This window comes from Pelomonas sp. Root1237, assembly GCF_001425055.1.
GTDB lineage: Bacteria > Pseudomonadota > Gammaproteobacteria > Burkholderiales > Burkholderiaceae_C > Pelomonas.
The window spans coordinates 103339-121829 of sequence record NZ_LMDK01000018.1 but is presented as its reverse complement, the minus strand read 5'-3'; the positions used below and the strand labels follow the sequence as shown (position 1 = coordinate 121829).

The window sequence follows — 18491 nt, the reverse complement described above, 5'->3', positions numbered from 1 at the left end:
AGAGGCCGCCGCGCTCAGCCCCGAGGATGGTGCTCGGCGTGCAAGGCTTTGAGGCGCTCCCGCGCCACATGGGTGTAGATCTGCGTCGTCGACAGATCGGCATGCCCCAGAAGCAGCTGCACGGCACGCAGATCCGCACCATGATTGAGCAGATGCGTGGCAAAGGCGTGGCGCAGCGTGTGCGGCGACAGCGGCACGGTGATGCCGGCCGCCAGCGCGTGTCGCTTGATCAGGGTCCAGAACATCTGCCGCGTCATGCCGGCGCCGCGGGCGGTCACGAAGAGGTCGTCGCTGCTCTGGCCGGCCAGGATCTCGGCGCGGGCCTCGCGCAGATAGCGCGTCATCCAGTCCCTTGCGTGCTCGCCAAAGGGCACGAGGCGGGCCTTGCTGCCCTTGCCCGTGACGTGCAGCACCGCATCCTTGAAGGCGACATGCGCGCTCTTGAGCGTGACGAGTTCGCTCACGCGCAGGCCGCTGGCATACATCAGCTCCAGCATCGCGCGGTCACGCAGGCCCAGCGGCGTGTCGACGTCCGGCGCATCCAGCAGCGCGCTGACCTGGGCCTCGCTGAGCAGCTTGGGCACGCGCAGCGGCTGCTTGGCCGTCGTCAGCTTGAGCGTTGGGTCGGCCTGGACGCGGCCCTCGCGCAGCGCCCAGCGGAAATAGCGCTTGAAGACCGACAGCCGCCGGTTCGCGCTGGTGGCTTTGCCGGCCGGCTTGGCGGCCGCGTACTCGAACAGCTTCAGCTCGGTGCAGGCATCCAGCGAGGCGGGCGCCAGCCAGGCCGCCAGCGCGGACAGGTCGCGCCGGTAGGCCGCCTGCGTGTTGGCGCTCAGGCCGTCTTCCAGCCAGAGCGCCTCGATGAAGTTCTCAATGCCAGGGTCAGCGGCCACGGCGCATCTGGCATTCGGGCCGAGCGCCGGGCTGCCCTGGGCCAGAGGCCCAGGGCCTGTCGTAGGCACAAGCAGTCCGCAGGGACTGCTTGAGTCCGACTCCAGTTCGCCAAGCCGGCCCGCGTTGGCGATGTGCTTGCGGTTCGAAGCCGCAAGCATCGCCGTCCCCTCGGGGGACCGACCAGACTCGCTCGCGTGCAGCGATGCGAGGATGGGCGAGGGGCTTCAAGTCAATCAAGCTTGAGCTTCTGTGCCGCCACGACCTTCTTGTAGACCTCGAACTCCGCCGCAATCTGCGCCGCGAACTGCTCGGGCGTGTTGGCCACGATCAGCGAGCCGGTGTCCTCGATGCGCTTCTTGACGTCGGGGATCTCGAGCGCCTTCTTGACCCCGTCGTGCACCTTGTCGACGATGTCGCGCGGCAGGCCCTTGGGGCCGTGGATGCCGTAATAGGCCAGGCGGTTGACGGCCTCCAGGCCGACTTCCTTGAAGGTCGGCACATTCGGCAGCGCCGCCAGGCGCTGCGGTGCGGCGACGACGATGGGAATGAGGCGGCCGTCCTTGATGAAGGGTAAGGCCGACGGCAGGTTGTCGAAGATCATCGGCACCTGGCCGGCCACCGTGTCGTTCAACGCCGGGCCGGCGCCGCGGTAGGGGATGTGCAGCACGAAGACGCCGGCCAGCGTCTTGTAGAGCTCCATCTGCAGGTGGCCGATGCCGCCGGTGCCGGAGGTCGCGTAGCTGTGCTTGGCCGGGTTCTTCTTGAGTTCGGCAACGAAGCTCTTGTAGTCGCGCGCCGGGAAGCTGGGGTGCACGGCAATGACGTTGGGCGTCGCCGCGACGTTGATGATGGGCGTGAAGTCGGTCAGCGGGTTGTAGGCGATCTTGGGATTGATCGCCGGGTTGGCCGCCGTCGTCGACACCGTGGCCATGCCCAGTGTGTAGCCGTCGGGCGCGGAGCGCACGATCTCCATCGCTCCGACCGTGCCGCCGCCGCCGGCCTTGTTGTCGACCACCATGGTCTGGCCCAGGATGCTGGACATGCGCTCAGCGACGATGCGGGCAATGATGTCCGTCGTGCCGCCTGGTGCGAACGGCACGATCAGGCGGATGGGTTTGGCGGGGTAGCCCTGCGCCCAGGCCAGATGCCCGAAGGGGCCGAGGCTGGCGAGTGCGGCGGCTTGGAGGACGGAACGGCGTTGCATGAAGTCGGTCTCCTTGGTTTGATGGGGCGATGCTAGTTCAGGACGGCTGACCCAGCAGGCCGGCACGCAACCGGGCATCGCTGTTGCTGTCGCCAAGGAAGACCTTCAGGAAGGCCGTGTAGAAGTCCTGGCCCTCGATGGGCTTGCCCCAGACCTTGCCATTGACCGACAGGACGGTGCCACCCTGGGTGGGCAGATAGTCGATGTGCAACAGGTCGCCCTTCTTCACGCGGCCTACGTCGGCGATGGCCGTGTTGAACTGCTTCAGGCGCTCGGCCACCGCCGCCTTCTCGGCCTCGGTGGAGTTGCGATTCACCCCCTTGCCGATGGCCTTGACGAATTCCTGCGTCGACACGTCCTTCACGAGCGGAATGACGATGCGCATCTCCAGCCGCTTGGGGCCGGCCTCGGCGTAGATGGCGTCGGGCGCCGCCGCCTTTTGTGGCAGGTAAAGGGCCGCGAGATAGAGCGGGTAGATGGCCACCTGGCGCTTGCCGGTACCGTTCAACACCAGGGTGCTGCCGCCGAGCTGCAGCGTGTCGGGAAAGTCCTGGTTTTCATAGCGGACAGCGCGGGCGGGCATGGATGCGGCTGCGGCCAGGGCGAGAACGGCCGCACGGCGGCGGATGGACAAAGTCATTCACGGGCTCCAACGGTCAGCGGGCCGGACGATAACGCGGCAGGCGACGCCGGCGCGGACAAGGCCCAGGCGATGTGCTCGGTCACCACTTCGTCGGCGCCGTGCCCTGCTTGCTGCAACGCGGCGCGCAGAGTCGAGTCGTCGCGGACCCGCAAGGCGTTGCCCGCCGCCACCGCCAGATTGCGCCGCCAGCGGGCGAAACCGATGCGGCGGATGGCCGAGCCTTCCGTGCGGCGCAGGAATTCGCTTTCGCCCCATCCAAGCAGCGTGGCAATTGGCTCGCCCGCCATGCCTGGGCGCACGTCGAAGTCGGCCAGCACGGCGGGCTGCGCGAACTTGTTCCACGGGCAGGCCAGTTGGCAGTCATCGCAGCCATAGACGCGATTGCCCAGCAAAGGTCGCAGCTCGACGGGTATCGGCCCATCGTGTTCGATGGTCAGGTAAGAGATGCAACGCCGGGCGTCGATGCGGTAGGGCGCGGTGATCGCGGCAGTCGGGCAGACATCGATGCAGGCGCGGCATTCGCCGCAATGCGCGCTGACGGCTTCGGTCAACGGCAGGGCCAGATCGATGAAGAGCTCGCCCAGAAAGAACATCGAGCCGGCCTCGCGGTGCAGCGTCAAGGTGTGCTTGCCACGCCAGCCCAGGCCCGAGCGCGCGGCCAGTTCGACCTCCAGCACCGGCGCCGAGTCGGTGAAGACGCGATAGCCCAGCGGGCCGACTTCGGCCTCCAGCTTCTCGGCGAGCTTCTGCAGCCGCTGGCGCAGCACCTTGTGATAGTCCCGGCCGCGGGCATAGATCGAGATCTGCGCTTGCTCCGGCTGGGCCAAGCCAGCCCATTCGACGGCCTGCCAGCCCGGCTCGGTGGCCTGGGGCAGATAGTCCATGCGCGCCGTGATGACGCGCAGCGTGCCCGGCACCAGCTCGGCCGGGCGCGCACGCTTCATGCCGTGGCTGGCCATGTAGTGCATGCGGCCATGGTGGCCGGCGTCCAGCCAGGCCTGCAGGCCCGGCTCGGCGCTGCTGAGGTCCACGTCGGCCACGGCGATCTGTGAGAATCCCAGCTCATGCGCCCAGCCGCGCAAACGGATCAACAGCGCGGCGGCATCGACAGTGGACGGGACTTCTTGCATTTGGCACCGATTTTAGAAACCGATCTGCTGTGGCCCGACGAGGCCGCGGCCCAGGCCACCGCCGGACGCCTCGCGGCGGTACTGCTGCCCTCCCCCAACGCGCTGATCGAGCTGCACGGCTCGCTCGGCGCCGGCAAGACGACCTTCGTGCGCCTGCTGCTGCGCGCGCTGGGCGTGCAAGGCCGCATCAAGAGCCCCAGCTATGCCGTCATGGAGAGCTATGAGCTGCCTGAATCCGCGGGAGGCAACACTGCCAGCCACTTCGACTTCTACCGCTTCGGCGACCCGCGCGAGTGGGAAGACGCTGGCTTTCGCGACGTCTTCGCTGCACCCGGCCTCAAGCTCTGCGAATGGCCCGAGAAAGCGGCCGGCCAGCTGCCGCCGGCTGATCTGCAGCTCTTCATCGAGCTGATGCCCGACGACAGTCGAAGCGTGCACGCGGTTGGCGACGCGCGCCTCGTGGGAGCCCTGGCATGAAGCGCCGCGAAACCTTGGGGCTGCTCGCTTTGCTGCTGAAGGCGCCCGACACGCTGGCCGCGACTAGCCAGGCCAGCATCGTCGCCGTGCGCGTCTGGCCGGCACAGGAATACACCCGCGTCACCATCGAGTCCGACCAGCCGCTGGCGGTCAAGCATTTCCTGGTCGACTCGCCGCACCGCCTCGTCATCGACATCGACGGCCTGGAGCTGAGCCCGGGGCTGCGCGAGCTGATCGGCAAGGTCAAGGCCGACGACCCCTACATCACCGGCGTGCGCGTCGGCCAGAACACGCCCACCGTCGTGCGCATCGTGCTGGACCTGCGCCAGCCCGCGGCACCACAGATCTTCACGCTGGCGCCGGTGGCCGCCTACAAGAACCGTCTCGTCTTCGACCTCCACCCCAAGTTCGAGGCCGACCCGCTGCTGGCCTTGGCGCAGGAGCGCGACAAGAAGCCGTCTGCCGCTGCGACGCCTTCCCCGACCCAGCGCGCCGAGGCTGCGGCCAGCGCCGTCAACGACGCCCTCGGTGACCTCATCCAGAAGATCGAGCGTCCGCCAGCGCCGGCAGCCTCGGCACCCCTGACGCCGCCCGCGCAAGCCGCGTCCAAACCCGCACCAGTGCCCGCCCCTGCCGTCGAGCCCAAGATCGACCGCCTCATCATCATTGCGCTGGACCCCGGCCACGGCGGCGAAGACCCCGGCGCCGTCGGCCCCTCAGGCCTGCGTGAGAAGGATGTCGTCCTGGCGGTCGGCCTCAAGCTGCGCAAGCGGCTCCAGACCAATCCGAACATCCGCGTGCTGATGACACGCGACGCCGACTTCTTTGTGCCGCTGCAGGACCGCGTGCACAAGGCGCGCCGCGTGCAGGCCGACCTGTTCGTGTCCATCCATGCCGACGCCTTCTTGACGCCGCAGGCGCGCGGTGCCTCGGTGTTCGTGCTCAGCGACGGTGCCGCGACGAGTGCCGCCGCACGCTGGATGGCCAACCGCGAGAACGCGGCCGACATGGTCGGCGGCGTCAACGTCGGCGCCGCCACCAAGGACGCCAACGTGTTGCGCGCCCTGCTCGACATGAGCACCACGGCGCAGATCAAGGACAGCCTCAAGCTCGGCGGCGAGGTGCTGGGCCAGATCGGCAAGATCGGCAAGCTGCACAAGGCCAAGGTCGAGCAGGCGGGTTTTGCGGTGCTGAAGGCGCCGGACATCCCCAGCATCCTGGTGGAGACGGCCTTCATCTCCAACCCTGAGGAAGAGAAGAAGCTGCGCGATCCGGACTATCAGGACGAACTGGTGGACGCGTTGGCCTCGGGCATCGCGAGGTACTTTGCGAAGAATCCGCCGATGGCGAGGAAGCGGAGCACGACGTTGTAGGGTGGGTTGCTTTTTCGCAGAGCGGTTTTGTTCGCTGCATTGCCGGGAGTCCGTCCCGGCGGCCGGGGCGGACTCCCGGCGCGATGTACACAAGCCGAAAGGACAGAGGCAAAAGCAACCAAACCCATTCAGCAGCACTTCCCAACCCGCGCCGAATACCTCGCCGCCTGCCTCTCCCTGAAGAACTCCTCATAGCTCATCGCAGCCCGATCCGGATGCGTGGCCTGGTGGTGGGCGAGATAGCTGCCGTAGTCCGGCACGCCCACCATCAGGCGCAGGCTCTGCGTCAGATACCGGCCCGCCTGGGCCAGTTCACGAAGCTCAAGCACGTTGCCCCGCCGGCAGCAGCACGAAGGCCGTCTCCTGCGCTGTCGCCCGACCACTGCGGCGCGCAGCCAGCACGGCCTTGACGCTGTAGATCAGCACGCTGATGACGACGCCCATGAACAGCGCACACAGCGCCGCATCCAGACGATCGTTGAACACCACCCGCGACATCGCGTCCAGCGTCTTGGCCGGCGCCAGCACCTTGCCTTCGGCGATCGCCGCGGCGTATTTGTCGGCATGGGCCAGGAAACCGAGCTTGGGGTCGGCCGCGAAGATCTTCAGCCAGCCGGCCGTCATCGTGCACACCAGCAGCCAGGCCGCCGGCACGGCCGTGACCCAGGCGTAGCGGTCCTTCTTCATCTTGAAGATGACGACCGTGCCCAGCAGCAGCGCGACGGCAGCCAGCATCTGGTTGGCGATGCCGAACAGCGGCCACAGCGTGTTGATGCCGCCCAGCGGATCGACAACGCCCTGGTAGAGGAAATAGCCCCAGGCCGCCACGCACAGTCCGGTCGCGATCAGGTTGGCCACCCAAGACTCGGTGCGCTTGAGCGAGGGCACGAAGCTGCCCAGCAGGTCCTGCAGCATGAAGCGGCCGGCTCGGGTGCCGGCGTCCACGGCGGTCAGGATGAAGAGGGCTTCGAACAGGATGGCGAAGTGGTACCAGAAGGCCATCAGGGCTTTGCCGCCCACCACCTGGTGCAGGATCTCGGCCATGCCCACGGCCAGCGTCGGCGCACCGCCTGCCCGGGCCAAGATGGTCTTCTCCCCGACATCGGCCGCGGCCTGGGTCAGCATCTCTGGCGTCACAACAAAGCCCCAGGTCGACAACGTCTGCGCGACCGTGGCGGCGTCCTTGCCGACGACCGCGGCCGGGCTGTTCATCGCAAAGTAGACGCCCGGCTCGATGCAGGAGGCCGCCACCAGCGCCATCACGGCGACGAAGCTCTCGGCCAGCATGCCGCCGTAGCCGATGTAGCGGGCGTGGGCCTCGTTCTCCAGCAGCTTTGGGCTGGTGCCCGACGAGATCAGCGCATGGAAGCCCGACACGGCGCCGCAGGCGATGGTGATGAACAGGAAGGGGAACAGGCTGCCAGCCCAGACCGGCCCGCCACCCGACGCGAACTGCGTCAGCGCCGGCATCTTCAGCGGCGGCGCGACGATGACGATGCCGATGGCCAGCGCGATGATGGTGCCGATCTTCAGGAAGGTGCTGAGGTAGTCGCGCGGCGCGAGCAGCAGCCACACCGGGATGCAGGCGGCGACAAAGCCATAGCCGATCAGCAGGCCGACGAGTGTGGTCGGGGCCAGCGTGAAGATGGGCGCCAGCGTGGCGCTCTCGCTGACCGCCTGGCCGCCGAAGATGGCGCCCATCAGCAGCACGAAGCCGATGACCGACACCTCGCCGATGCGGCCCGGGCGGATGAAGCGCAGGTAGACGCCCATGAACAGCGCCACCGGAATCGTCGCCGCCACCGTGAACAGGCCCCAGGGCGAATCCGCCAGGGCCTTCACGACGATCAGCGCCAGCACCGCCAGGATGATGATCATGATCATGAAGGCGCCGAACAACGCGATCAGGCCCGGCACCGTGCCCATCTCCTGCTTGACGAGGTCGCCGAGCGACCGGCCATCACGGCGCGTGGAAATGAAAAGAACGATGAAGTCCTGCACTGCGCCGGCGAAGACGACGCCGGCCAGGATCCACAAGAGGCCCGGCAGATAGCCCATCTGCGCCGCCAGCACGGGGCCGACCAGCGGGCCGGCGCCGGCAATCGCCGCGAAGTGGTGGCCGTAGAGCACGTGCTTGTTGGTGGGCACGTAGTCCAGCCCATCGTTGTACTTCCAGGCCGGCGTCTGCCGCTTGGGGTCCAGCTCCAGCACCTTGTTCGCGATGAACAGGCTGTAGTAGCGGTAGGCGATGAGGTAGGTGCACAGGGCGGCAGCCACGACCCACAGTGCGCTGATCGTCTCGCCGCGGCTCAGGGCCACGGTGGCGAGGGATGCGGCACCCAGGATCGCAACGCCCGCCCACGCAAGGTGGCGGCGCAGATTCATGAGGTTTGTCTCCGTTGCGGTGCACTCCTCGACACGGGGCGCGACCGTGATGCAAGTCTCGGCAAACGGGCGCTCCGCGGCATCGGTCAAGCCACGCAGGCCTGGCGCGCGGCAATACCTAAGGGTCAACCCCGAAACACCCTCTTACGCAACGGCGCAGGACGGCGTCAACGTCGGGCGGGGCCTGGCGTTGTTCGAGCACGGCCAGCATCTTGTTCGGCCCTGTAGGAGTTCCGCCATGCTTCGTCCCCTCATCGCCGTTTTTGCCGCCACCGCCGCCCTGCTGGGCGCCGCTTCTGCCCAGGCGGGCACACACTGGTCCATCGGCGTCAGCCTGCCGGCCGCGGGTGTCGTCGTGTCGAACGGCGGTTACTACGCACCGGCACCCGCTCCGGTTTATTACGAGCCGGCACCGGTCTACTACGAGCCGGCACCCGTCGTGCGCTATGCGCCGGCGCGCCGCTATGTCGAGCGCGACGTCTACTACGCGCCGGCCCCGCGGGTGGTTTATGCCCCGTCCTACCGCGAGCGTCGCTGGGAAGGTCGCGACGACCGTTGGGACCATGGTCGCCACGAGCGCAACGACCGCTGGAGCCACGACCGGGACGACTCCGGCCCGCGCCGCGGGCACTGAGCCCGCGCCCGTCAGCGCCGCGCCATCTCGCCGCGGATCTCGGTCTGCAGCAGTTGCAGGTCGGGCAGGTCGAAGGGCTTGAGCAGCGCCCGCACATGGGGGCCGAAGTCCGACAGGTCCGAGCCCATCTCATAGCCCGACGAGAACACCACCCACGTGTCCGGCGCGTGGCGCAGGATGGCCCGGGCGAGGTCGATGCCTGACATCCCCGGCAGGCTGACGTCGGTCATGACGAGGTCGAACTTGTCGGGCGCATAGGCCGCCAGCGCTTCCTCTGCTGTCGCGCAGCTTTCGGGCTGCATCCCCACCTCCTCCAGCAAATAGGCGATCTGTTCACGCAGATCGGCGTTGTCCTCCACGAACAGCACCCGCAAGGCCGGCGCCTGCGTGGGCCGGGCAGCACTGAGCTCGGCCACGGCGCGGGCCAGCAGATGCGGGGACACTGCCTTGGGCACGCAGCGCTGGAAGCCTGCCTCGAGCGCGGCCTCGCGGTCGGTCGCGCGCACATAGGCCGTGACGGCCGCTGCGGGCAGCACGTCCGGGCCCAGTTCCATGGCCTGGCGCACATGTCGGATCAGGTCATAGCCCCCCATGCCGGGCATGCCGAGATCGCTCAGCAGCACATCGAAGCGCTGCTGCTGCAGCAAGGCTATTGCCGCCTCCGCCGACTCGGCCGTGACAACATCAGCGCCGCGCTCTGACAGCAGGCGGGCATGGGCCTCGAGCACGTCGGGGTGGTCATCGACGAGCAGCACCCGCACGCCAGAGATCAAGGGCTCGACACCGCCCGCCTCGGTTTCAACACCCGCCACGTTCGACTGGCCGGCGCGCGGCAGGCGCAGGCTGAACACCGAGCCCTGGCCGCGGCCCGCACTGTGGGCTGCCACCTCGCCGCCGTGCAGCTCGACGAGGTTCTTGACGATGGACAAGCCCAGCCCCAGGCCGCCATGCACGCTGGAGGCGGTGCCGTCGGCCTGGGTGAAGCGGTCGAAGAGCTGCGGCAGGAATTCAGGGTCGATGCCCTGGCCGGTGTCGCTGACCGCGACCTCGACGATGGTACCGTTCAGCTTCGTCGACAGCGTGATGCTGCCGCCCGTGGGGGTGAACTTCATTGCGTTGGTGATCAGGTTCATGACGATCTGCGTGAGCCGGCGCGCGTCGCCAAAGACCTCGGCGGCCTCGGGCACCAGCTGCAGCACGATCTCGAGCTGGCGGGACTGGGCTGTCGGGCGGGCCGTGTCGGCCGCGCCCGCAACGATGCCGTTCAGGTCCACCCGCTCGACATTCATCAGCTGCTTGCCGGCGACGATGCGGCTCATCTCCAGCAGGTCGTCGACCAGGACGGCCTGGGCCTGGGCATTGCGCGCGATGGCCTGGATGCCCCGTTGCAGCATGCCGGGCTGCACGCCGGGGTGGGTGAGCACGTTGACCCAGCCGAGGATGGCCGCCAGCGGCGTGCGCAGCTCGTGGCTGATCGCGGCGACGAACTCCTCCTTGGCGCGCGCGGCCTGGTCGGCGGCGCCGCGCGCGGCCTGCTCGGCGGACAGCAACTGATCGCGGCGCAGCTGCAGCTCGCGGCGGTCGGTGATGTCGTGGAAGTAGACGGACAGACCGTCGTGCGAGGGATAGCAATGGCATTCCAGCCAGCGCTCCGGGGCACCTGGCGCCATGGCCTCGAAAGACACGGCCTGACCGCCCTTGGACCGGGCCTTGTCGAAGCCGGCCTCGAACTCGCCGGCGCCAAAGACCTCGCCACTGCGCCGCCCGGTCAGCTCGTCGGCCCCACGGCCGAGCAGCCGGGCGCCCTGCTCGTTGACGTAGCCGATGCGCCCGTCATGCTCGATGAGCAGCAGGCCATCGGTGATGCTGCTCATCATGGCCCGCAAGCGGCGGTCGGCCACGTGGAAGGCCTCGGTCCGCTCGGTGACGCGCCGCTCCAGCGTCTCGTTGAGATCGCGCAAGCGCTCCTCGGCGCGGCGCCTCTCCTCCACCTCGGCCTGCAGGGCCAGGTTGGCGCGCTGCAGCTGGCGGGTCTTGCGGTCCAGTTCGGCAAAGACGGCCACCTTGGAACGCAGCACCGCCGGGTTCACGGGCTTGTGCAGATAGTCGACGGCGCCTGAGCCATAGCCCTGCAGGCGGTACTGGTCCTGATCGAAATAGGCGGTCAGGAAGATGATGGGCAGGTGGGCATTGCGCTTGCGCTCCTTGATCATCTGCGCCAGCTCGATGCCGTTCATGTCCGGCAGCTGGATGTCCAGCACCATGACGGCGAACTCCTGGCCCATCAGCGCGAGCAGGGCCTGGTCGGCCGACAGCGCCCGCACGATGCGGTAGCCCGGGTCCGCCAGCACGCTCTCCAGCACCAGCAGGTTGGCCGGTTCGTCGTCGACGATCAGGATGTTGGTCAGCTCTTCAGCGCCCGCCACCTGCTCCACGACGTCGATCGTTGTCGGCATCGTCATCACCGGTACAGCCACACGCGCATCAGCGACAGCAGCTGGGCCGTGTTGACGGGTTTGGAGATGTAGTCGCTGGCGCCCGCCTCCAGGCATTTCTCGCGATCACCCTTCATGGCCTTGGCGGTCAGGGCCAGGATGGGCAGGTTGCGGAACTCGGCGTGGGAGCGGATCTCGCGCATGGTCTCGTAGCCATCCATGTCCGGCATCATGATGTCCATCAGCACCAGGTCGAGATCGGGCGTGTGCTGGATGATCTCGACGGCGGCCCGGCCGCTGGTGGCGGTCAGTACCTGCATCTCCTGATTCTCCAGCAACGTCGTCAGCGCAAAGATGTTGCGGGCGTCGTCGTCCACCACCAGCACGCGTCGGCCATGCAGCATCTCGGCGGCGCCGTGCAGCTTGTGCAGGATCTCCTGCTTGCCCTGCGGCAGCTCGGTGACGACGCGGTGCAGGAAGAGGGCCGTCTCGTCGAGCAGGCGTTCGGGGCTCTGCACATCCTTGAGCACCACGCTCTTGGCCAGGGCACGCAGCTGCTTTTGCTCGGCGCTCGTCAGGTCCTTGCCGGTGAAGACGACGACCGGCACGGCCGCCAGGGAAGGGTCGGCATGCAGTTGCTCCAGCAGGCCGAAACCGCTGACGTCGGGCAGGCGCAGATCCAGCACGATGCAGTCGAAGGTCTGCTCACGCAGCATCTGCAACGCCGCCGCGCCGGTACCGACGGCCTGCAGCTCGATGTCGTCATGGCCGAGCAGCTCGATGATGGCCTGGCGCTCGATGTCGTTGTCCTCGATGACGAGCAGCTGCTTGGTGCGCGGCACCGTGAAGTCGCGGATGCGGTCCAGCGCCGCCTCCATCTCCTCGCTGGTGGATGACTTCACCACATAGGAGAAGGCGCCGTGCGCCAGGCCGTGGTTGCGGTCCTCCTCGGCGACGCTGAAGATCTGCACCGGGATGTGGCGGGTCAGCGGGTCGAGCTTGAGCTGGTTGAGCACCGTCCAGCCCAGCATGTCGGGCAGGAAGATGTCCAGCGACACGGCAGTTGGCTTGAAGCGCCGCGCCAGCTCCAGGCCTAGGCTGCCCTTGAGCGCCACCAGGCCCTTGAAGCCGCGGTCCCGCGCCAGGCCCAGCACGATGCGGGCGAAGTGAGGGTCGTCCTCGATGATGAGCAGGACCGAGTCGCCCTCCTCGATGTTCTCGCGGTCATCAGGTACCTGGGTTTCTCGCACCAGCGGCAGGTTGTTGCGCGCCGGGGCCATCGGGCGGCTGTGCGCGGGCAGGGGCACCATGCTGGCACTGTCCGCGCCGGCGAAGTGCAAGGGCAGGAACAGCGTGAAGGTGCTGCCATGGCCATGCACGCTGGTCAGGCGGATTTCGCCGCCGAGCAGGGCCGCCAGCTCACGGCTGATGGCCAGGCCCAGGCCGGTGCCGCCGTATTTGCGCGACGTGCCGGCGTCGGCCTGCTGGAAGGCCTCGAAGATCAGGCGCTGCTTCTCGGGCGCCACGCCAATGCCGGTGTCCTCGACGGCAAAGGCCAGCACATGCTGGGCCTTGCTCAGCACGGGATGCTCCGTGCTCCAGCCCTCGTTGGCCAGGCTGACGCGCAGCTCCACATGGCCGTGCGCCGTGAACTTCACCGCGTTGGACAGCAGGTTCTTCAGGATCTGCTGCAGCCGCTTGGCATCGCTTTCCATGCTGCGCGGCAGGTCGTCGGCGAACGTCAGGCGCAGCGGCAGGCTCTTGGCTTCGGCCACATGGCGAAAGTTGCGGTCGATGCTGTCGCGCAGCGACACAAACGAGATGTCCTCGATCTCTACCGTGACGGTGCCCGACTCGATCTTGGACAGGTCCAGGATGTCGTTGATGAGGTGCAGCAGGTCGGAGCCGGACGAGTTGATGTTGCGCGAGAACTCGACCTGCTTGCCTGAAAGGTTGCCGTCGTTGTTGCTGGCCAGCTGCTGGCTCAGGATCAGGATGGAGTTCAGCGGCGTGCGCAGCTCGTGCGACATGTTGGCCAGGAACTCCGACTTGTACTTGGACGTCAGCGCCAGCTCGGCCGCCTTGTCTTCCAGCGCGTGGCGGGCCTGCTCGACCTCGGCGTTCTTGCGCTCCACTTCCTCGTTCTGCTCGGCCAGCAGGCGGGCCTTGGTGCCGAGCTGCTCATTGGTCTCCTGCAGCTCGCTCTGGCGCGACTGCAGCTCCACCGTCAGCTGCTGCGACTGCGACAGCAGCGACTCGGTGCGCATCGTCGCCTCGATGGTGTTGAACACCGCGCCGATGCTCTGCGTCAGCAGTTCCAGGAAGGCCAGCGAAGCGCTGCTGAAGGGCTGCAACGTGGCCAGCTCGATGACGGCCTTGGTCTGGCCCTCGAACAGCACCGGCAGCACGATGACGCTGACGCGCGGCGCGTAGCCGAGGCTGGACGAGATAGCGACGAAGTCCGAAGCGATGTCGGCCAGCAGGGTGCTGCGCTTCTCCAGCGCGCACTGGCCGACCAGGCCTTCGCCCATCTCGATGGTGGGCGCCAGCCGCACGGTGCCGGATTGGGCGTAGCTGGCCAGCAGGCGCAGCTGCTGGCGGTTGTCGGCCTCGGCGCCGGCCACGTGATAGATGGTGCCCTGGTGCGCCTGCACCAGCGGTGCCAGCTCGGTCAGCAGCATCTGGCTGACGGTCTGCAGCTCGCGCTGGCCCTGCAGCATGCCGGTGAACTTGGCCAGGTTGGTCTTCAGCCAGTCCTGCTCGCGGTTGCGCTCGGTGGTCTCGCGCAAGTTGGAGATCATCGTGTTGATGTTGTCCTTGAGCTCGGACACCTCGCCCTTGGCCTCGACCTGGATGGCGCGCGTCAGGTCGCCCTTGGTCACGGCCGTGGCCACCTCGGCAATCGCGCGCACCTGTGTCGTCAGGTTGGCGGCCAGCAGGTTGACGTTGCCGGTCAGGTCCTTCCAGGTGCCGGATGCACCCGGCACATGCGCCTGGCCACCCAGGCGCCCGTCCACGCCCACCTCGCGCGCCACGTTGGTCACCTGCTCGGCGAAGGTGGCCAGCGTGTCGGTCATGTTGTTGATGGTGTCGGCCAGCGCCGCCACCTCACCCTTGGCCTGCACCGTCAGGCGCTGGGTCAGGTTGCCGTTGGCCACGGCCGTCACGACCTTGACGATGCCGCGCACCTGCTCGGTCAGGTTGGAAGCCATGAAGTTGACGTTGTCGGTCAGGTCCTTCCAGGTGCCGCCCACGCCGGCCACCTTGGCCTGGCCGCCGAGCTTGCCTTCGGTGCCCACCTCGCGGGCCACGCGCGTGACCTCGCCGGCGAAGGCATTGAGCTGGTCGACCATGGTGTTGATGGTGTTCTTCAGCTCGAGGATTTCGCCGCTGACGTCCACCGTGATCTTGCGGTTCAGGTCGCCCCGCGCCACGGCGGTGGTCACCTCGGCGATGTTGCGCACCTGGGCGGTCAGATTGGCGCCCATGGTGTTGACCGAGTCGGTCAGGTCCTTCCAGGTGCCGGCCACGCCCGGCACGACGGCCTGCACGCCCAGACGCCCTTCGGTGCCCACCTCACGGGCCACTCGAGTCACTTCCGACGCGAAGGAGCGCAGCTGTTCCACCATCGTGTTGATGGTTTCCTTGAGCTGCAGGATCTCGCCGCGCACGTCCACGGTGATCTTCTTGGACAGGTCGCCGTTGGCCACCGCAATGGTCACGTCGGCGATGTTGCGCACCTGGCCGGTCAGGTTGGACGCCATCGAGTTGACGTTGTCCGTCAAGTCCTTCCACGTGCCGGCCACGCCGGGCACCTGCGCCTGGCCGCCGAGCTTGCCTTCGGTGCCCACCTCGCGCGCCACGCGGCTCACTTCGGAGGCGAAGGCGCCGAGCTGTTCGACCATGGTGTTCATGGTCTCCTTGAGCTGCAGGATCTCGCCCTTCACGTCCACCGTGATCTTGCGGTTCAGGTCGCCGCGGGCGATGGCGGTGGCCACGTCGGCGATGTTGCGCACCTGGCCCGTCAGGTTGGACGCCATCGAGTTGACGTTGTCGGTCAGGTCCTTCCACACGCCGGCCACGCCAGGCACGGCGGCCTGGCCACCGAGCTTGCCTTCGGTGCCGACCTCGCGCGCCACCCGCGTCACTTCGGACGCAAAGGCGCGCAGCTGATCCACCATGGTGTTGATGGTTTCCTTCAGCTGCAGGATCTCGCCGCGCACGTCCACCGTGATCTTCTTGGACAGGTCACCATTGGCCACCGCGATGGTCACGTCGGCGATGTTGCGCACCTGGCCCGTCAGGTTGGAGGCCATCGAGTTGACGTTGTCGGTCAGGTCCTTCCACGTGCCGGCCACGCCGGGCACCTGTGCCTGGCCACCCAGCTTGCCCTCGGTACCCACCTCGCGCGCCACGCGGGTCACTTCACCGGCGAAGGCGTTGAGCTGGTCGACCATGGTGTTGATGGTGTCCTTGAGCTCCAGGATCTCGCCGCGCACGTCCACCGTGATCTTCTTGGACAGGTCGCCGTTGGCCACGGCCGTCGTCACCTCGGCGATGTTGCGCACCTGGCCGGTCAGGTTCGACGCCATGAAGTTGACGTTGTCGGTCAAGTCCTTCCAGGTGCCGGCCACGCCGGGCACCTGGGCCTGGCCACCGAGCTTGCCGTCCGTGCCCACCTCGCGGGCCACGCGGCTCACCTCGGAGGCGAAGCCGTTGAGCTGGTCCACCATGGTGTTCAGCGTGTTCTTCAGCGCCAGGATCTCGCCCTTGACCTCCACGGTGATCTTCTTGGACAGGTCACCGCTGGCCACGGCGGTCGCTACATCGGCGATGTTGCGCACCTGGCCCGTCAGGTTGGAGGCCATGAAGTTGACGTTGTCGGTCAAGTCCTTCCAGGTGCCGGCCACGCCGGGCACCTGGGCCTGGCCGCCGAGCTTGCCGTCCGTGCCCACCTCGCGCGCCACACGGCTCACTTCCGAGGCGAAACCGTTGAGCTGATCCACCATCGTGTTGAGCGTGTTCTTCAGCTCCAGGATCTCGCCCTTCACGTCGACCGTGATCTTCTTGGACAGGTCGCCGCCGGCCACAGCCGTCGCCACGTCGGCGATGTTGCGCACCTGGCCCGTCAGGTTGGACGCCATCGAGTTGACGTTGTCGGTCAAGTCCTTCCACGTACCCGCCACGCCGGGCACCTGGGCCTGGCCACCGAGCTTGCCGTCGGTGCCCACCTCGCGCGCCACGCGGCTTACCTCGCCGGCAAAACCGTTGAGCTGGTCGACCATGGTGTTGATGGTGTTCTTCAGCTCCAGGATTTCGCCGCGCACGTCCACGGTGATCTTCTTGGACAGGTCGCCGTTGGCCACGGCGGTGGTCACGTCGGCGATGTTGCGCACCTGGGCCGTCAGATTGGTCGCCATCGCGTTGACGGAGTCGGTCAGGTCCTTCCAGATGCCGGCCACGCCGCGGCCTTGCGCCTGGCCGCCGAGCTTGCCGTCGGTACCCACCTCACGCGCCACGCGAGTCACTTCGGAGGCAAAGCCGCCGAGCTGGTCGACCATGGTGTTGATGGTGTTCTTCAACTCCAGGATCTCGCCGCGCACGTCCACGGTGATCTTCTTGGACAGGTCGCCATTGGCCACGGCCGTCGTCACCTCGGCAATGTTGCGCACCTGGCCGGTCAGGTTGGAGGCCATGAAGTTGACGTTGTCGGTCAGGTCCTTCCAGGTGCCGGCCACGCCGGGCACCTGGGCCTGGCCACCAAGCTTGCCGTCCGTGCCCACCTCACGCGCCACGCGGCTCACCTCGCCGGCAAAACCGTTGAGCTGGTCGACCATCGTGTTCATGGTGTTCTTCAGGGCAAGAATCTCTCCCTTGACCTCCACGGTGATCTTTTTCGACAAGTCGCCGCTGGCCACGGCGGTGGCCACGTCCGCGATATTGCGCACCTGGTTGGTCAGGTTGGACGCCATCGAGTTGACGTTGTCGGTCAGGTCCTTCCAGGTCCCGGCCACGCCGGGCACGGCGGCCTGGCCGCCGAGCTTGCCCTCGGTGCCCACCTCGCGGGCCACGCGGGTCACTTCGGAGGAGAAGCCGTTGAGCTGGTCGACCATCGTGTTGATGGTTTCCTTCAGCTCCAGGATCTCGCCCTTCACGTCCACCGTGATCTTGCGGCTCAGGTCGCCGCGCGCCACGGCCGTCGTCACGTTGGCGATATTGCGCACCTGGGCCGTCAGGTTGGTCGCCATCGCGTTGACCGAGTCGGTCAGGTCCTTCCAGGTGCCCGCCACGCCGGGCACCACCGCCTGGCCGCCCAGGCGCCCGTCGGTGCCCACCTCGCGGGCCACCCGGGTCACTTCGGACGCGAACGAACGCAGCTGGTCCACCATGGTGTTGGTGGCTTCCTTGAGTTGCAGGATCTCGCCGCGCACGTCCACGGTGATCTTCTTGGACAGGTCGCCGTTGGCCACGCCAATGGTCACCTCGGCGATGTTGCGCACCTGGGCGGTCAGATTGCCGGCCATCTGGTTGACGGAGTCGGTCAGGTCCTTCCAGACGCCCGACACGCCCTTCACCTGGGCCTGGCCGCCGAGCTTGCCCTCGGTGCCCACCTCGCGCGCCACGCGAGTCACTTCACTCGTGAACACCGACAGCTGGTCGATCATGGTGTTGACCAGGCGCGCGGAGCGCAGGAACTCGCCCTTGAGCTCGCGGCCGTCCACCTCCAGCTCCATGGACTGGCTCAGGTCGCCCTTGGCCACCGCGCCGATGGTGCGCGCGATCTCGGCGGTCGGCCGCACCAGGTCGTCCATCAGCGTGTTGATCGAGTCCACCTTGGTGGCCCAGCCGCCCAGCGAGCCCGGCATCGACATGCGGTGCTTGAGCCGCCCTTCCTTGCCGACCGTGGCGGAGAGCCGCGACACCTCGGAGGCGATGCGCGCCTCCTGGGCGGTGATCTGGTTGAAGGCTGCGGCGATCTGGCCGTCGATGCCGTCCCAGCTGTTGGGCAGGCGGATCGTGAAGTCGCCGTCGCGCAGTGCGGACAACGCCGCCAGGATCTGGCGCGAGCGTGGAGCGCTCAGCTCGGCGCCGCCATTCAACACATCGGCCGTAGCGGCCGGAGTGGCCGCCTTGGGGTTGGCGCGCTTTCTGCGAGGTTGCTGCGCGATGTCGACACTCATGGTCCCGCCCGATTCAGAAATTAGGAGTGAGTTTCGCCCGGCGCCGGGTCATTTCAAACCGCTGTGCCAGGTACGAAAAGTGCCCGCTTCTAGCATGGCAATCTAGGGGGATCAAGTCCCTTTTCCGGGCCGCTC

At 67.5% G+C, this 18491-nt stretch carries 11 protein-coding genes; 3 read left to right on the top strand and 8 right to left on the bottom strand.

All coding sequences use genetic code 11. The annotated features are described in order from the left end of the window. Positions 1-14: 14 nt before the first annotated feature. From xerD to queG, 4 genes are all read right to left on the bottom strand, one after another. Positions 15-893 carry a site-specific tyrosine recombinase XerD gene (xerD, locus tag ASC91_RS21290; protein WP_056201616.1) on the bottom strand — a complete coding sequence of 293 codons (879 nt, stop codon included), beginning with the start codon at positions 891-893 and terminating at the stop codon, positions 15-17. Between the two features lie 230 nt (positions 894-1123). Then, a complete protein-coding gene (locus tag ASC91_RS21285) occupies positions 1124-2098 on the bottom strand; it encodes a tripartite tricarboxylate transporter substrate binding protein BugE (protein ID WP_056201613.1) in 975 nt (324 codons plus the stop codon). Between the two features lie 37 nt (positions 2099-2135). Further along, positions 2136-2738 (bottom strand): chalcone isomerase family protein, encoded by a 603-nt coding sequence (locus tag ASC91_RS21280; RefSeq protein ID WP_082532890.1) that lies wholly within the window; start codon positions 2736-2738, stop codon positions 2136-2138. After that, a complete protein-coding gene (gene queG / locus ASC91_RS21275; protein ID WP_056201608.1) occupies positions 2735-3871 on the bottom strand; it encodes a tRNA epoxyqueuosine(34) reductase QueG in 1137 nt (378 codons plus the stop codon). Before queG ends, ASC91_RS21280 begins: the two co-directional genes overlap by 4 nt. On the opposite strand from queG, the gene tsaE reads away from it, so the two are divergent. Together tsaE and ASC91_RS21265 are read left to right on the top strand one after the other, a co-directional pair. Further along, on the top strand, positions 3872-4348 hold the full coding sequence (gene tsaE, locus ASC91_RS21270) for a tRNA (adenosine(37)-N6)-threonylcarbamoyltransferase complex ATPase subunit type 1 TsaE (protein WP_235532048.1): 477 nt from the start codon (positions 3872-3874) through the stop codon (positions 4346-4348). Continuing rightward, positions 4345-5721, top strand: a complete 1377-nt coding sequence (locus ASC91_RS21265) for an N-acetylmuramoyl-L-alanine amidase (protein WP_056201605.1) — start codon at positions 4345-4347, stop codon at positions 5719-5721. Before tsaE ends, ASC91_RS21265 begins: the two co-directional genes overlap by 4 nt. A gap of 128 nt (positions 5722-5849) precedes the next feature. Here the strand turns inward: ASC91_RS21265 and ASC91_RS21260 are convergent, their stop codons facing one another. Together ASC91_RS21260 and ASC91_RS21255 are read right to left on the bottom strand one after the other, a co-directional pair. After that, positions 5850-6050 carry a YbdD/YjiX family protein gene (locus tag ASC91_RS21260; RefSeq protein ID WP_056201602.1) on the bottom strand — a complete coding sequence of 67 codons (201 nt, stop codon included), beginning with the start codon at positions 6048-6050 and terminating at the stop codon, positions 5850-5852. Next, positions 6043-8106 (bottom strand): carbon starvation CstA family protein, encoded by a 2064-nt coding sequence (locus ASC91_RS21255; protein ID WP_056202452.1) that lies wholly within the window; start codon positions 8104-8106, stop codon positions 6043-6045. The genes ASC91_RS21260 and ASC91_RS21255 overlap by 8 nt, the downstream gene beginning before the upstream one ends. A gap of 238 nt (positions 8107-8344) precedes the next feature. On the opposite strand from ASC91_RS21255, the gene ASC91_RS21250 reads away from it, so the two are divergent. Next, positions 8345-8740 (top strand): hypothetical protein, encoded by a 396-nt coding sequence (locus ASC91_RS21250; RefSeq protein WP_056201597.1) that lies wholly within the window; start codon positions 8345-8347, stop codon positions 8738-8740. Between the two features lie 11 nt (positions 8741-8751). Here the strand turns inward: ASC91_RS21250 and ASC91_RS29660 are convergent, their stop codons facing one another. Further along, positions 8752-11196: a response regulator gene (locus tag ASC91_RS29660; RefSeq protein ID WP_162247839.1), complete on the bottom strand. Its 2445-nt coding sequence runs from the start codon at positions 11194-11196 to the stop codon at positions 8752-8754. 5 nt (positions 11197-11201) lie between these two features. Beyond that, positions 11202-18356, bottom strand: a complete 7155-nt coding sequence (locus tag ASC91_RS21240) for a HAMP domain-containing protein (protein ID WP_200955316.1) — start codon at positions 18354-18356, stop codon at positions 11202-11204. Positions 18357-18491 lie beyond the last annotated feature (135 nt).

What these genes read in the sequence shown, in the direction of transcription:
- ASC91_RS29660 (WP_162247839.1), bottom strand. Translation starts at nt 11,196, where the DNA reads ATGCCGACAACGATCGACGTCGTGGAGCAGGTGGCGGGCGCTGAAGAG.
- ASC91_RS21255 (WP_056202452.1), bottom strand. Translation starts at nt 8,106, where the DNA reads ATGAATCTGCGCCGCCACCTTGCGTGGGCGGGCGTTGCGATCCTGGGT.
- ASC91_RS21250 (WP_056201597.1), top strand. Translation starts at nt 8,345, where the DNA reads ATGCTTCGTCCCCTCATCGCCGTTTTTGCCGCCACCGCCGCCCTGCTG.
- ASC91_RS21265 (WP_056201605.1), top strand. Translation starts at nt 4,345, where the DNA reads ATGAAGCGCCGCGAAACCTTGGGGCTGCTCGCTTTGCTGCTGAAGGCG.
- ASC91_RS21285 (WP_056201613.1), bottom strand. Translation starts at nt 2,098, where the DNA reads ATGCAACGCCGTTCCGTCCTCCAAGCCGCCGCACTCGCCAGCCTCGGC.
- ASC91_RS21280 (WP_082532890.1), bottom strand. Translation starts at nt 2,738, where the DNA reads ATGACTTTGTCCATCCGCCGCCGTGCGGCCGTTCTCGCCCTGGCCGCA.
- ASC91_RS21240 (WP_200955316.1), bottom strand. Translation starts at nt 18,356, where the DNA reads ATGAGTGTCGACATCGCGCAGCAACCTCGCAGAAAGCGCGCCAACCCC.
- queG (WP_056201608.1), bottom strand. Translation starts at nt 3,871, where the DNA reads ATGCAAGAAGTCCCGTCCACTGTCGATGCCGCCGCGCTGTTGATCCGT.